Source organism: Flintibacter sp. SJQ-8 (assembly GCF_054108085.1).
The window spans coordinates 1-12358 of record NZ_JBPJWR010000009.1 but is presented as its reverse complement, the minus strand read 5'-3'; the positions used below and the strand labels follow the sequence as shown (position 1 = coordinate 12358).

The following is a 12358-nucleotide window of genomic DNA, read 5'->3' as shown; positions in this document are numbered from 1 at the left end:
AAGGAAAGAAAGGACGCATTCTCATGGCAGCCTCCACAAAAAAGCGGGAACTGAATGATATGAACGCCATTGCGTGTCTTTTGGTCATTTTGATCCATGTGTTGTCCCTGGGCATCTCCTCGGTCACGCCAACCTCCTGGCAGGCGGCGGTCATCTACTTTCCCTGGCGCTTGGCGGCCTTTGTGGTGCCCATGTTTCTGTACACCGGGGCCGTCAAAATGGCCCTGCACTTTATGGACACGGAGATCACCTTCGGCGGATATCTCCGCTATATGCTCCAGCGCGTTCAGAAAATTTATCTTCCCTATGTGCTGTGGGTGGTGATCTATTACCTCTGTTTTCTGCGCATCGGCTACGTCCGGGGGGAACCGCAGGAATTTTTCTCTTATCTGCTCCTGGGCAACCTCTCCTCCCCCTTTTATTACATCGTGATCGTCATGCAGTTTTATCTTCTCATGCCCCTCTGGCTGTGGGCGCTGAAGCACATCCCGGCGTATCTGGCCTTTGGCGTCGGTCTGCTGACCTTCTTTTTCATGCAGCAGTTTTCTTACATCCTGTCCCTGGGCGGCATCGATTTTCCCTACTCTGACCGGGTCTTTTTGACCTATCTTCTCTTCTGGGTAGCCGGGCTGTATGTGGGAAAGCACTATGACCTGGTCGCGGCCTCCCTCTCCGGCGTGCTGGGACAGGCGGTCTGCGGCGTTGTGGTCCTGGTCTGCGCCGGGCTTGCCTATCTGCAATATTCCGGCCACTCCCTGGGGCTGAACCTGAACGACGTCAAGCTGGTGGCCGACCTGCTGTCCATCGCCCTGGTCCACTCCATCTGTCTGCGCCTGGGCCGCGCCTCGAAGGTACTTCGGCGGGGACTTCAGCGGCTCTACCAGAGTTCGTTCTTCGTCTATCTGTCCCACTGCCTGTTCCTCACCCTGGGCACGGCCTTCTTGCAGCGCCACGGCGTGGCCGGCCTGTCCTGCCTCTTGTCCGCCCGCCTTTTGATCTGCTACACCCTCCCATTCTTGACCTATTTCCTGTATGACGCCCTCTGCACCCGCTTTCAGCTCCGCTGGCGGCTGCTGGGCTAAATATCCCCAAAGAACGGCACAGCCCCCGACCTATCTGATGGATAGGCCGGGGGCTGGTTTTATATTGCTGTGTTACGCCGACTCCCGCTCATGAACGGAGGCAGGGATCTTCGGCTCCCGCTCCACGTCGGGGACAACGTGGACGGGGGCGGGCTCCGGCTGGGTCTGGGCGTGGACCAAGCCCTTGGCGTTGGCCAGCATCAGCTTGATGCGGTTCTCCTGGTTGATCTTGGTGGCGCTGGGGTCATAGTCGATGGCCACCACGTTGCTGTGGGGATAGTCGTCCTTCAGCTTGCGGATCATGCCCTTGCCCACGATGTGGTTGGGCAGGCAGCCGAAGGGCTGGGTACAGACGATGTTGTTGGTGCCGGAGTGGATGAGCTCCAGCATCTCGGCGGTGAGCAGCCAGCCCTCGCCCATCTTGTTCCCGTCGCCCAGATAGCCGTGGACCAGGCGGTGGAGGTCGTCGAAGGTACCGGGGGCACGGAAGCGGCCCGACTTGTTCAGGGCGTCGATCATGTCCTTCTGGCAGCTCTGGATATAGCCCATGAAGAACTTGCACAGGGCCTTCTTGGCCCACTTTCCGCCATAGAGCTTTACGTCGGCCACCCGGTTGTAGATCTTGAAGATCATAAAGTCGGTCAGTCCCGGCACCACCGGCTCCACCCCCTCGCTGAGGAGGAACTGCTCCAGGTGATTGTTGCCCAGGGCGGAGAACTTTACGTAGATCTCGCCCACGATGCCCACCCGGACCTTCGGCTCCCCGGCCACGGGGATGGCGGCGAAGTCGGCGCAGATCTCGTCGAAGATGGCCCGCATCTGGCGGCGGCTCATGCCCTTACCCTGCTGGAAGCGATCCACCAGGCGCTGGACCCAGCCCTCCACTCTCAGGTCGGTGGCCCCGGCATTTACCTCATAGGGCCGGACCTGGTTGGCCACCCACATGATAAGGTCGCCGTACATCATGCCGTATACCAGCTTGCGGATCAGGCCCACAGTGAGCTGGAAGCCCGGGTTCTTCTCCAGGCCGAAGGACACGGAGATGACGGGCACATAGTCCATCCCCGCCTTGGCCAGGGCCTTGCGCAGCAGGTGGATGTAGTTGCTGGCCCGGCAGCCGCCGCCGGTCTGGGTGATGAACAGGGCAACTTTATGGGGGTCATAGCCCCCGTGCTGGATGGCGTCCATAAACTGGCCGATGACCAGCAGGGCGGGATAGCAGGTGTCGTTGTGGACATATTTCAGCCCCTCGTCCACCACAGACCGCCCCTCGTTGTTCAGCTGGTCCACGTGATAGCCCTCCAGCTCCAGCAGCTTGCGGAACATGCCGAAGTGGATGGGCAGCATCTGGGGCATCAGAATGGTATACTCCTGCTTCATCTCCTTGGTGAACAGCAGGCGGCCGTTTTCGTCGTATACTAGCTTGGCCATAATTTTCGTTCCTTTCTGGATCGTCTGTCTGGATAGTCGGTCAGTTCCGCTGCTTTCTGGCCTGGATGGCGGCCATCAGGCTGCGGATGCGGATCTTCACCGCGCCCAGGTTGTTGATGTCGTCGATCTTCAGCTGGGTATACAGCTTGCCCCCGTCCTCCAGAATGGAGCGCATCTCGTCGCCGGTGATGGCGTCGATGCCGCAGCCGAAGGACACCAGCTGGATGACCTCCATGTCCGGCTGGGTGCAGGCATACCGGGCGGCGTTGTACATTCTGGCGTGATAGGTCCACTGGTTCAGCACATGGCGGGGGGCCTTGTCCTCCAGATAGGCCACCGAGTCCTCAGTGATGAGCACAAAGCCATAGGAGGTGATGAGGTCGTTGATGCCGTGGTTGATCTCCGGGTCCATATGATAGGGGCGGCCCGCCACGATGAGGATGGGCCGGTCTTCTTTGCGGGCCTGGGCGATGAACTCCTGGGCCTTTGCTCTCAGGTCGTTCTTATAGTCGTCATAGGCGGCATAGGCGGCCTTCACCGCCGCCGCCGTCTCCCGCTTGGGGATCTGGAACTGCTCTGCAAACCAGGCCTCCGCCCGCTTGGCAAAGTCGCGGGGGCGGTGCAGCCCGAAATAGGGATTTAAGTAGCGGACCTTTTTCAGGTCGGGCACGTTGGCGGCCAGCAGCTCGGGGTAATAGGCCACCACGGGACAGTTATAGTTGTTGTCGCTCTTCCCCTCGTCAAAGTTATAGGGCATACAGGGATAGAAGATGTTGTCCACCCCCGCCTCCACCAGGGCCTCCACATGGCCGTGGAGCAGCTTGGCGGGGTAGCACACCGTGTCGGAGGGGATGGTGCGCTGGCCCTTGAGATAGAGCTTCCGGCTGGACTCCGGCGACAGGACCACCTGGAAATTCAGGTGGGTGAGCAGGGTGAACCAGAAGGGCAGGTTCTCGTACATGTTCAGGCCGAAGGGGATGCCCATGGTGCCCCGGCTGCCGTCTCCGGCGCCGTTGCCCTGCATGGCGCGCAGCTTTGCGTATTTATACCGCATCAGGTCGGGCTGGCGGCTGGGTTCCTCCCCCAGGGGGCGGGAGCACCGGTTACCCGAGACGAAGCGGCGGCCCCCGTCGAAGGAGTTCACCGTAAGGGAGCAGTGGTTGGTACACAGGCCGCAGGTGGCCGGGCGGGCCTTGTGGGTGAAGTGGGCCAGGGCGTCCGCCGTCAGCAGGCTGCTGCGGTCCAGGTGCAGGTCCCGGGCGGCCAGGGCCGCGCCGAAGGCACCCATCAGCCCGGCGATGGTGGGCCGGGTCACGTTCCGGTCCAGCTCCTGTTCAAAGGCCCGCAGCACCGCGTCGTTTAAGAACGTACCGCCCTGGACCACGATGTGCTCCCCCAGATCGTCGGCGGAGGCGGCCCGGATGACCTTGTAAATGGCGTTTTTCACAATGGAGGTGGACAGGCCCGCAGAGATGTCCGCCACGCTGGCCCCGTCCTTCTGTGCCTGCTTCACGCTGGAGTTCATGAACACGGTACACCGGGAGCCCAGGTTCACCGGCTTTTTGGTGAACAGCCCCAGCTTGGAGAAGTCGGCGATGGTATAGCCCAGGGCCTTGGCAAAGGTCTCGATGAAGGAGCCGCAGCCGGAGGAGCAGGCCTCGTTGAGCATGATGGAGTCCACCGCGCCGTTGCGGATCTTAAAGCACTTCATGTCCTGGCCGCCGATGTCGATGATAAAGTCCACGTCGGGCTGGAAGTGGGCCGCCGCCTTATAGTGGGCCATGGTCTCCACCAGGCCGAGGTCGCAGGAGAAGGCGTTTTTGATCAGGTCCTCGCCATAGCCGGTGACGGCTGCGCCTTTTATCTGGATGCGGCCAGCGCACAGGGCGTAGATCTCTTTCAGCTGCTCCAGCACGATGGCCACAGGGTTGCCCTCGTTGGAGTGGTAGTAGGTATACAGCAGTCCGCCGTCGGCGGTGATGAGAGCCAGCTTGGTGGTGGTGGACCCGGCGTCGATGCCCAGCCAGGCGGGGCCGGTATAGGTCTTGGCGTCCACCTCCGGGGGGTGGTTGGCGTTGTGCCGGGCACAGAAGGCGTCATACTCCTCCTGGCTGTTGAAGAGGGGGGGCATGGTGTCCACCGCCGTGGTGGTCTCCACGCTCTCCTCCAGCTTTTTCAGCACATCCTCGAAGGGAGCGGTGGCATAGTCGGCGGCGCACAGGGCCGCGCCCATGGCGGCGAAGCAGTCGCCGTCCTTGGGGAATACGGCGTGGTCGGCATCCAGCTTCAGGGTGTCCACAAAGCGCTCCCGCAGGCCCATAAGAAAGTGGAGGGGGCCGCCCAGAAAGACGATCTTGCCCTTCAGCTCCCGGCCCTGGGTCAGACCGGCCACCGTCTGGTCCACCACGGCCTGGAAGATAGAGGCGGCCACGTCCTCCTTCCGCCCGCCCTGGTTCAGAATGGGCTGAATGTCGCTCTTGGCAAACACGCCGCACCGGGAGGCGATGGGATAGATCTTCTCGTGCTTTAACGACAGGGCATCCAGCTCCTGGACGGACACGTTCATCAGGGTGGCCATCTGGTCGATAAAGGCCCCGGTGCCCCCGGCGCAGGAGCCGTTCATCCGCTCCTCCAGGGCCCCGCCGAAGAAGATGATCTTGGCGTCCTCGCCCCCCAGCTCGATGACGGCGTCGGTGTCGGGGATATAGGTGTTCACGGCGGCGGCGGTGGCATAGACCTCCTGGACAAAGTCGATGCCCGCGGCGTTGGCCACGCCCAGTCCGGCGGAGCCGGTGATGGTCACGCGGATCTGCTGTCCGGCCAGCATCTCAGAGATAGAGCGCAGGGTCTGGCAGGCCCGCTCTCTGGTTTTGGAGTAGTGCCGCTCGTATGAGCGGAACAGCAGTTTATTTTGCTCGTCCAGCACCACCACTTTCACGGTGGTGGAGCCGATGTCGATTCCCACGCGCAGACTCATAATTGCTTCCCTTCCGTTGCCTGAAACTGACTGTCCCCTGGGTATTCCGGGGCAGTTTGATTTATATTATGATAAAATGTTCGTCGGGGGAAAACAACGATATTTACACTTTCTTAACGTCCAGCCCGTCAGGCAAAACAGGATATTAACTGTATTTACAATAGCGATTCAGCGCAAAAAAGCCCTTTCCCCCTTGCGCAAACGGATAAAGTTCTTTATTATAGAGGTATCGTATCCCCATATTCTCTGATACGCTGGAAAGGAGCCTGCCCCTTGATGAATCCCCGCGCCTTCTCCTCCCTGCGGCTGTCCGCCCTTCAGCGGCGGCTGCTGGTGGGACTGTGTATCGCCCTGACCAGTCAGCTGTATGTCTCTGTGTGGGCGGAGGGCTTTCGCGTGTCCGCCGCCGTGGTCCTCTATCCCGTGCTGCTCATTCTGGTCATGCGGGACAGCCACCGGCCCCAGACCGGTCTGGTCACGGGGCTGTTCGTGCTGCTCTTCCGCGCCCTCACCGACCTGTATGCCGGGGTGCCGCTGATCCAGGCCCTGGAGATGGAATATCCCGGCGGGGTGTTCTATCTGTGCTATGACGCGCTGCTGTGCCTGCTGCTGTCTGACCGGCGCTCGGCCTCCTATCCCCGGCTGTGGCTGTCTATGCTGGTCTGCGACGGGGTGTCGAACCTGGTGAATTTAATGCTGTCCAGCCGCAGTCTGGCCCTGTCCCGGGACATGCTGGTGGCCCTGCTGTGGCTGGCCTTTGGCCGGTCTCTGGCGGCGCTGACCATTCTGTTCGTCAGCCGCAGCTATCGCCTGCTCATCCTGCGGGAGGAGCACGAGCAGCGCTATCAGCATCTGTTTCTCATGACCGCCGACCTGAAGACCGAGCTTTACTTTTTAAAAAAGGACGCCGAGGACATCGAGGCCGTCATGTCCAGCGCCTATCGGCTCTACGAGCGTCTGGAGGCCCAGCACGCCGACGAGGACCTCACGTCCCTGGCCCTGTCCATCGCCCGGGACGTCCACGAGGTGAAAAAGGACAACCTGCGCATCATCCGGGGCATTGAGGAGGAGGTGGCCGGGGACTTTGACGGGGAGACCATGGCCCTGTCCGACCTGCTGCACATCCTGCAGGTGTCCACCCGCCAGCTGCTGGGCCAGCTGCGGGCGGACATCCGCCTGGAGTGCGGCTATGACCGGGACCTGCCCATCCGGGAGCACTATCGCCTGCTGTCCGTGCTGAAAAACCTGGTGACCAACGCGGTGGAGGCCATTCAGGCCGGGCCGGGCCACGGCAATGTGCTGGTGGACTGCCGCGTCCAGGGGGAGCAGCTGCACCTGCGGGTGGCGGACAACGGCCCCGGCATCTCCAAGCGGGCCATGGACCTGCTGTTTCAGGTGGGCTACTCCACCAAATTCAACCCCGACACCGGGGACATCAACCGGGGCGTGGGGCTGCCCGCAGTGAAGTATATCGTGGACGAGCTGGGGGGGACCATTCAGGTGGAGTCCCAGCCCGGGGTGCGCACCCAGTTTGACATTCTGCTGCCCTTGGCGGCGGTGACAGGAGGACAGGCATGAGGATCTATATCATCGAGGACGACATCACCGTCATCAGCATTCTGGAGGACATCGTGGAGCAAAACGACCTGGGCACCGTCTGCGGCGACACCGCCGACGCTCCCCCGGACTTAGAGGGCATCCTGGCCGCCGACCCGGACCTTATCCTGGTGGACCTGCTCATGCCGGGGAAGGACGGCATCCAGGTGGTGCGTGAGCTGAAGGCGGGGGGCAGCCGGGCCAAGTTCATCATGATCTCCCAGGTGTCTGCCAAGGAGATGGTGGCCCGGGCCTATTCCGCCGGGGTGGACTTCTTCATCCAAAAGCCCATCAACCTGATCGAAGTCCGCCAGGTCATCCAAAACGTCTCCCGCCAGATTGAAAACGAACAGGCCCTGCGGGCCATCCAAAGCGTCTTCGCCGGAAGGGCTCCCGCTCCCCCGCCGGAGCCGCCCCTGTCCCGGGAGCGCCGCCGCATCAAGCACATCCTCAGCCAGCTGGGCATGGCCGGGGAGAAGGGCTCCCAGGACATCATCGAGCTGTGCATCGCCCTGCTCCAGCGGGGACAGACCGCCTCTCAGGTGGGGGTGGCCGCCCTGTGCGCCCAGCTGAGCGACAACCCCAAGACCATGGAGCAGCGGGCTCGCCGGGCCCTGGACCGGGGCCTGAACCACATCGCCAGCCTGGGGGTGGAGGACTATACCAACGAGTTCTTCACCCGCTACTCCGCCCGCCTGTTCCCCTTTCAGGAGGTCCGGGCCGAGATGGCCCACCTCCAGGGCAAGGGCCCCGGCGGCAAGGCCAACCTGCGCACCTTTTTAGACGGACTGCTGGTCCTGACTGATGAGGATTGATGTTTTCCTGCTTTCCATTCACGTTTGCTTCACACGCCTTTTATCTTGTCTGCACAAAACAAGCATGATAAAAGGCGTTTTTTGCGTCGTTTTCAGCTGTATCTCTTAATTTTATTAAGTCTAAAAAAGTTTCCCCATTCTTTCGTTAAAGAAAAGTTTATTCTCTTTTGTTGTTTTTTGAAGATATTTGACGCAGGGCCGCTATACTGGCCACAGAAAAAAGGGAGCGTGTGTCCTTTAAATCCATTCAGAAAGGGAGAGTATCGATGCTTACCATCACCCTCAACATGTATCAGACTGCCGGTGTGGCAATGCTGCTGTTCGTCCTGGGCCGGTTCCTCACCACCCGGATCGACTTTTTAAAGCGCTGCTGCATCCCCGCCCCCGTGGTGGGCGGCCTGATCTTCGCTCTGGCTCACCTGGCCCTGTATATGGGCGGCGTGGTCCAGTTCACCTTTGACGACAACGTGAAGAACTTCTTCATGACCCTGTTCTTCACCAGCGTGGGCTACACCGCCTGCTTCCGCCTGCTGAAGAAGGGCGGCAAAAAGGTGTTCACCTTCCTGCTCATCGCCATTGTCATGGTCTTCCTCCAGGACGTGCTGGGCAGCGTGCTGGCCGCCGTGTTCCACTGGGACATGCGTCTGGGTCTGTGCACCGCCTCCATCCCCATGGTGGGCGGCCACGGCACCGCCGGTTCCTATGGCCCCATGATGGAGAACGAGCTGGGCATCGCCGGCGCCAACGTGCTGGCCATCGCCGCCGCTACCTATGGTCTGGTGGCCGGCTCCCTGATGGGCGGCCCCACTGCCCGCAGCATCATCCAGCGCTATAACCTCACCTCCACCGAGAACGACTCCGAGGTCATGGAGCTCAGCGACGAGACCGCCGAGGAGAAGGCCCGCGCCGAGCGTGTGGACGTGGACTCCTTCACCAATGCCGCCATCCTGCTCATTGTGGCCTCCGGCATCGGCACCCTGCTCACCGCTCTGTTCAACGCCATCAAGATCGGCCCCTTCACCTTCACCTTCCCCACCTATATCGGGGCCATGGTCATCGCCGCCATCATCCGTAACTTCTGCGACTCCAAGCGCATCATCCTGCCCTCCACCGCCATCGACATCTGGGGCAGCGTGTCCCTGTCCATCTTCCTGGCCATCGCCCTGATGACCCTGAAGCTGTGGGAGCTGGCCTCCCTGGCCGTGCCCATGGTGGTCATGCTGCTGGCCCAGACCGTGCTGATGTTCTTCTTCGCCCGCTTTGTGGTGTTCAACGTCATGGGCCGGGATTACGAGGCCGCCGTGATGACCTCCGCCTTCTGCGGCTTCGGCATGGGCGCCACTCCCAACGCCATGGCCAACATGCAGGTGCTGACCAAGCGCTATGGTCCCGCTCCCCAGGCCTATTTCATCGTGCCTCTGGTGGGCTCCCTGTTCATCGACTTCTGCAACGGCATCATCATCACCGGCTTTATGAACATCCTGCCCATGTTTGGCTGATGCCCTGACCGCACCTATTTTCCTTTTTCAATTGTCCTGTTCCCAACGCAGCAGCGCCCCGGACCGTTTCCAGTCCGGGGCGCTGCTGCCTCTTTTTATGCTTTTATCTTATGCCGCTGAGGATCTCCGCCCAGCCCTGGGCGTCCTGCCCCTGGGACAGGCTGAGGGAATAAGAGAAGCCGTCCTCCTGCCACAGGGCCAGGGTGAACTGTCCCTCCGCCCCCTTCAGGGTGACGTCGATGCCCGCCGTATCCAAAGTTTTCACGTCGGGATACTGATCAAAGTCCCCGGAGTTGTCCTCCGCCCCCTGAGACTTGCGCAGCAGGGCCGTCTGGCCGTTTTCCCCCCGGTACTCGACCTGGGCAAGGCCCGAGTCAAAAGCCGTGTACAGCACCTCCTGTGGGGCAAAGGGGAGGTGTTCCGCCTCCTCCACCGAAAAGCCCACTGCCTGCTCTAATGCAGCGCGGGAGTCCATCTCCTCCGTCCCCGGCCCGGTCATCACCGGCGGGTCCTCCGTCCCGTTTTGGGGCAGCAGATGGGGCAGGGCCAGGCCCCCCGCGATAACCACGGCCAGACAGGCCGCCATGGCCCACCGCCGCCGCCAGGCCGCCGGAGCGCGGCGGCGATCCTCCGGGGCGGACAGATCCGCCTGGCGGACCTTCTCGTGGCTGGGGCCGTCGAACTGGGGGCGGCCTTTAAAAACTGGATCATGGTGTCCTGCAGGACCTCCTCCGCGTCGCTCATGTTGTGAAGATAGGAGTAGGCGTAGCGCAGGATGGCGTTTCCGTGGCGGTCCAGCAGCTCCTCCGCCCGGCGGTTCAATTCCTCCCGGGCCCGGTCCGCGGACATGGGGATGACCACCGCCGGTTCCGGCTCCAGGCGCCAGACCAGCTCCTCCCGGACCGCCTCCAGCCACCGGGCCGCCCTGCTCCACCACCCCGGCCTCTCCAGGGTCAGACAGCACACCATGTTCCTTCCTCCTTCGGCGTTTTTAGTGGATCTGGCTCACCAGCTGGGCCATGTCCCCCTGGGCCAGACCGTTGTCGGCGTAGACAGAGAAGCTGTAGTCCCCGTCGGTCCAGGTGGCCAGGCTGACGGTCTCCCCGTCCCCGCTCATGGTCACGGACCGGCCATCCACCGCCACCTGCTCCACCTGGTCAAACTGGGTATACATGCCGCTGATATTCTCGCTGCCCGGGGCCTTGCGGACGCTCACCTGGCGCTCCTCCCCGTTCAAATACAGGACCTCGATGATCTGGTCGCCCTCGTTTGTGATGGCCTGATAGGCAATTTTGTCGCAGCCCGCCAGGGCGTCCGGGGCCACAAAGTCAAAGCCCACCGCCTTCACGGCCTCCTCCAGGGATTCAAAGTCCTTCCAGGGGTTGGGGATCTGCACGTCCTCCCCCAGGACGGTGGAGGCATCAGAGGCGCTGCCGGACTGGCTGGCGCTGGGCTTGCTGCTGCTCCCGCAGGCGGTGATGGACAGGGCCAGGGCGGCGCTCATGGCCAGGGCGATACATCTCTTCATCAATAGTCGTCATGTTAAATTTTCCTTTCTGCATTTGCTGTATCAGTTTCCCGGACCAGGTTCTTAACTTTGCTCTCCTGGCCGGTCTGCCCTATATACAGCCGGGCGGGCAGAAATGTTGCACCGCCTGTGGAAAATTTTTTGACGTTCTGTTTTTCCTTTTCCACACCCTGTGGAAAACTTTTCAGGGTGTAAAAAAGGGACACGCCCGCCTGGAGCATGTCCCCGAAAATTTACTTCTACCCTTCCAGCGCCGCCCGGGCGGCCTTCTTTTTCCGCTTGGCGGCCATATAGCGGTCCTCCTCGCTGAAAATACAGCCGCAGTATTTCTGCATGTACATCCCGTGCTCCCGTGCAAACTCCTGGCCCGACTGGAACAGGGGACGAAAATCCCGATAGACGAAGGGGACGCCATATTTTTCCCCCATGGCCTGGGCGATGGCCCGGATGGCGTCGTGCTTCTGATAGGGGGACACCAGCAGCGAGGTAGTAAAGCCCTCGTATCCGTTTTCGGCGGCATACCGGGCGGTCTCCTCCATGCGCACTTGATAGCAATAGGCGCACCGGCCGTCGATGTTGCCCGCCACGTGTTCGATCCAGGGCCGCAGGTCATAAGTACCGCCAATAATCAGCTTCATGCCGATCTCCTTGGCGTATTTCTCCAGGGTGGACTTCCGGGCCTGATACTCGGTGTAGGGGTGGATGTTAGGGTTGAACCAAAAGCCGGTCACCGCCATGCCCTCCTGGCGCAGGCTCTCGATGGGGCGGTTGGCGCAGGGGGCGCAGCAGGCGTGGAGCAGCAATCTCATATGGATTCCTCCTGACACAGGGATAAAATTTCTGTTTTTAGTCCCCGGCGCATGGCATAGGCCAGGGTCTGGGCGGTACCGCCCTTTGGCACACCGTCGTACACGGCGATGATCCGGCTGGACCGGTCCACCATATACCGGTTCCGGCGCATCATGCACCCCCGGTCATAGTGGTGCTGCACCAGCGTCTCCAGATCGCACTGGTCCAGAATGGTCTGATAGCGCCGTCGGTCCCCCTCCGGCCAGCTGTTGGCCTGGGTCTCGCAGGGCCGGGCGGCCTCCAGCACTGTGTCCGAGTGCAGTTGGCGCAGCGCCAGCACCGCCTCGGCGAAATAGAAATCGGCCCCCCGGGCCATGCCGCAGATGAAGTGGCGGCAGCCGTCGGCGTAAGCACTTTCCACAGCCTGGTTCAGCCGCCGCTTCAGGTCCTGGCAGGCGGGGGCCTTTTCCCAATCCCCCCAGGGCAGCTTGTCCGGGCGGTGCCCGGTAAAGCAGCAGGTGATCTCCCGTTCCAATTCCAACGCTCCGCCCTCCCGTTCCCAATTTTTCTCTATTCTAATATAAGAACAAGGCGCAGTCAACGGAATTATGTCGAAACTTTGTTCTATCTTCAGACAAAGA

General features: G+C 61.5%; 12 protein-coding genes. 4 read left to right on the top strand and 8 right to left on the bottom strand.

The genetic code is table 11. The features are described from left to right. The first annotated feature begins 23 nt into the window (after positions 1-23). The gene (locus ACSAMP_RS06285) at positions 24-1082 is read left to right on the top strand and encodes an acyltransferase (RefSeq protein ID WP_441796388.1); all 1059 of its coding nucleotides are present in this window, start codon (positions 24-26) and stop codon (positions 1080-1082) included. 72 nt (positions 1083-1154) lie between these two features. On the opposite strand, the gene ACSAMP_RS06280 is transcribed toward ACSAMP_RS06285, so the two are convergent. Together ACSAMP_RS06280 and ACSAMP_RS06275 are read right to left on the bottom strand one after the other, a co-directional pair. After that, entirely contained in the window at positions 1155-2513 is a 1359-nt protein-coding gene (locus tag ACSAMP_RS06280) for a 2-hydroxyglutaryl-CoA dehydratase (protein WP_457799855.1), read from the bottom strand. A gap of 40 nt (positions 2514-2553) precedes the next feature. Then, positions 2554-5490, bottom strand: coding sequence for an acyl-CoA dehydratase activase (locus ACSAMP_RS06275; RefSeq protein WP_457799854.1), 2937 nt, complete (start codon positions 5488-5490; stop codon positions 2554-2556). 276 nt (positions 5491-5766) lie between these two features. Between ACSAMP_RS06275 and ACSAMP_RS06270 the strand changes: the two genes are divergently transcribed. From ACSAMP_RS06270 to gltS, 3 genes are all read left to right on the top strand, one after another. Continuing rightward, complete coding sequence (locus ACSAMP_RS06270; protein ID WP_457800063.1) at positions 5767-7068, top strand: sensor histidine kinase; 1302 nt, start codon at positions 5767-5769, stop codon at positions 7066-7068. Then, complete coding sequence (locus tag ACSAMP_RS06265; RefSeq protein ID WP_457799853.1) at positions 7065-7901, top strand: DNA-binding domain-containing protein; 837 nt, start codon at positions 7065-7067, stop codon at positions 7899-7901. The genes ACSAMP_RS06270 and ACSAMP_RS06265 overlap by 4 nt, the downstream gene beginning before the upstream one ends. A 266-nt stretch (positions 7902-8167) precedes the next feature. Further along, positions 8168-9400 carry a sodium/glutamate symporter gene (gene gltS / locus ACSAMP_RS06260; protein WP_457799852.1) on the top strand — a complete coding sequence of 411 codons (1233 nt, stop codon included), beginning with the start codon at positions 8168-8170 and terminating at the stop codon, positions 9398-9400. A gap of 103 nt (positions 9401-9503) precedes the next feature. Here gltS and ACSAMP_RS06255 read toward each other — a convergent pair whose 3' ends face one another. The 6 genes from ACSAMP_RS06255 to ACSAMP_RS06230 are packed head-to-tail and all read right to left on the bottom strand — an operon-like array spanning position 9504 to position 12258. Next, a complete protein-coding gene (locus ACSAMP_RS06255) occupies positions 9504-9986 on the bottom strand; it encodes a hypothetical protein (protein WP_457799851.1) in 483 nt (160 codons plus the stop codon). After that, on the bottom strand, positions 9899-10369 hold the full coding sequence (locus ACSAMP_RS06250) for an RNA polymerase sigma factor (RefSeq protein WP_457799850.1): 471 nt from the start codon (positions 10367-10369) through the stop codon (positions 9899-9901). Before ACSAMP_RS06250 ends, ACSAMP_RS06255 begins: the two co-directional genes overlap by 88 nt. 22 nt (positions 10370-10391) lie before the next feature. Then, positions 10392-10928: a hypothetical protein gene (locus ACSAMP_RS06245; RefSeq protein WP_457799849.1), complete on the bottom strand. Its 537-nt coding sequence runs from the start codon at positions 10926-10928 to the stop codon at positions 10392-10394. Between the two features lie 14 nt (positions 10929-10942). Beyond that, a complete protein-coding gene (locus ACSAMP_RS06240) occupies positions 10943-11149 on the bottom strand; it encodes a hypothetical protein (protein ID WP_457799848.1) in 207 nt (68 codons plus the stop codon). A gap of 18 nt (positions 11150-11167) precedes the next feature. Next, a complete protein-coding gene (locus ACSAMP_RS06235) occupies positions 11168-11737 on the bottom strand; it encodes an epoxyqueuosine reductase QueH (protein WP_457799847.1) in 570 nt (189 codons plus the stop codon). Further along, entirely contained in the window at positions 11734-12258 is a 525-nt protein-coding gene (locus ACSAMP_RS06230) for an SLOG family protein (RefSeq protein ID WP_457799846.1), read from the bottom strand. Before ACSAMP_RS06230 ends, ACSAMP_RS06235 begins: the two co-directional genes overlap by 4 nt. Positions 12259-12358: the final 100 nt, after the last annotated feature.